2 protein-coding genes are annotated in these 1,496 nt (G+C 45.3%); one reads left to right on the forward strand and one right to left on the reverse strand.

What is annotated here, in order from left to right; genetic code table 11:
• Positions 1-75 precede the first annotated feature (75 nt).
• Complete coding sequence (locus PX636_RS09940; protein WP_004163195.1) at positions 76-519, forward strand: molybdenum cofactor biosynthesis protein MoaE; 444 nt, start codon at positions 76-78, stop codon at positions 517-519.
• A 2-nt stretch (positions 520-521) separates the two neighbouring features.
• Here the strand turns inward: PX636_RS09940 and PX636_RS09945 are convergent.
• Positions 522-1,496 (reverse strand): AOC03_06830 family ribosome hibernation factor (locus tag PX636_RS09945; protein WP_288116986.1); only part of this gene is annotated, 975 nt, incomplete at its 5' end.

A 1,496-nucleotide genomic window follows, 5' to 3' on the forward strand; every position in this document is an offset into this window, starting at 1 on the left:
CACACCCCACACCCTACACCCCACACCCCACACCCCACACCCTACACCCCACACCCAACCCCCATCACCTCATCCATGACACCAGATAGTTTTCGCGTCAGTTTTGCTCCCTTATCTTTGCAGGAAGTATATCAATTAGCCGATGATGGGGCTAATGGTGCTATTGTACTAATGAGTGGCACTGTACGGGAGCAAACCGACGGTAAACCGGTTATTTATCTTGATTATCAGGCCTACGAACCCATGGCGATCGAGGTTTTCCGGCAAATTGCCGGGCAAATTCGGCAAACCTGGCCCGATACCAATCGAGTTGTCATTCACCATCGCACCGGTAAGCTACAAATCGGTGAAATTAGCGTCTTAGTAGCGGTGGGTTGTCCCCATCGGGGGGAAGCTTTCGCAGCCTGTCGTTATGCTATTGATACTCTCAAGCATAATGCCCCCATCTGGAAAAAAGAATACTGGTCTGATGGTTCTAGTCAATGGGTTAGTATTGGCGCTTGTGAAACGGCCCATTAGGTCTAATAACGCAAAATTAAGGCAATTTTTTGGTAATCGTTCAAGGAATCTTCATCGACTAAAGCTACACGTCCTCCCTTGGCCAATACCACTTCGATAATTTCATCCACTGCATCATCGATTACCTCCGTACCACCGACGTTTTCCACCAGTATCAAATCACCGTTTTCGCTTAAAACTGCGGGTACATGGTAATTTTTATCCACTAATAACAATTTTCCTCGACCTTCCTGCGCTAAACGCCACACTTCTCCCAGGGTAGAGATAACTTTTTGAGCGCTGACTGCCGCGTCCAAAGCTTGCAGGGCTTCAGTTTTTTGAGTCTGACGCACTGAATGCATAATCGGCAATACTTGCGGAATTAATTCTGGCAGTGAGGTTTTGTCAAAATTGCCGGTTAAAGTGCCAACAATTGCTGATGTGTACTGTGAAACTTCTTGAAAGAAGGAAATTTGACGAACCACTCCACCCACAATCAAAGGGGAAGAATCATCAATGTCAATGTATTCACCCAGAGCATTATCTACCTGCTGGAAAAATCGCCGGATTCTATCATCTAGATAACTGGTATCGGCATCAAAGGGCAGTGGTGCGGTGGCCCCCGGTCCAGTCATTTCTAAGGGAAAATTTTGATCGCGAATTTCTTCGAGAGTTTCTCCTGTAGCTGAGATTAAACGAGTAGAACCCTGACTTAATAGTAACAGCCAATAGGGTTGTTCTCGATGTAATCCATAAACTAAATCCCGTGTGGCAAAGGTTTTATCGATGACAACTCTTGCCTGGACAGAAAAAGGCAAGTTATAAAGCTTGGCAATATCCGGACCAATATAGAGAGCTAATCCATCTAGAGTATAAGGATAATCTATTTCAGCCACTAGACTATCGAGGCGATCGAACAAAGGTTCGATTTCACGTTTAGAGAATTCTGCCGATAATCGGCGCTTTGCTTCATCGACCAAATTTTTAACGAGAATAGG

This window comes from Microcystis sp. M53598_WE2 (assembly GCF_030067735.1).
In the GTDB taxonomy this organism is placed as follows: Bacteria; Cyanobacteriota; Cyanobacteriia; order Cyanobacteriales; family Microcystaceae; genus Microcystis; species Microcystis aeruginosa.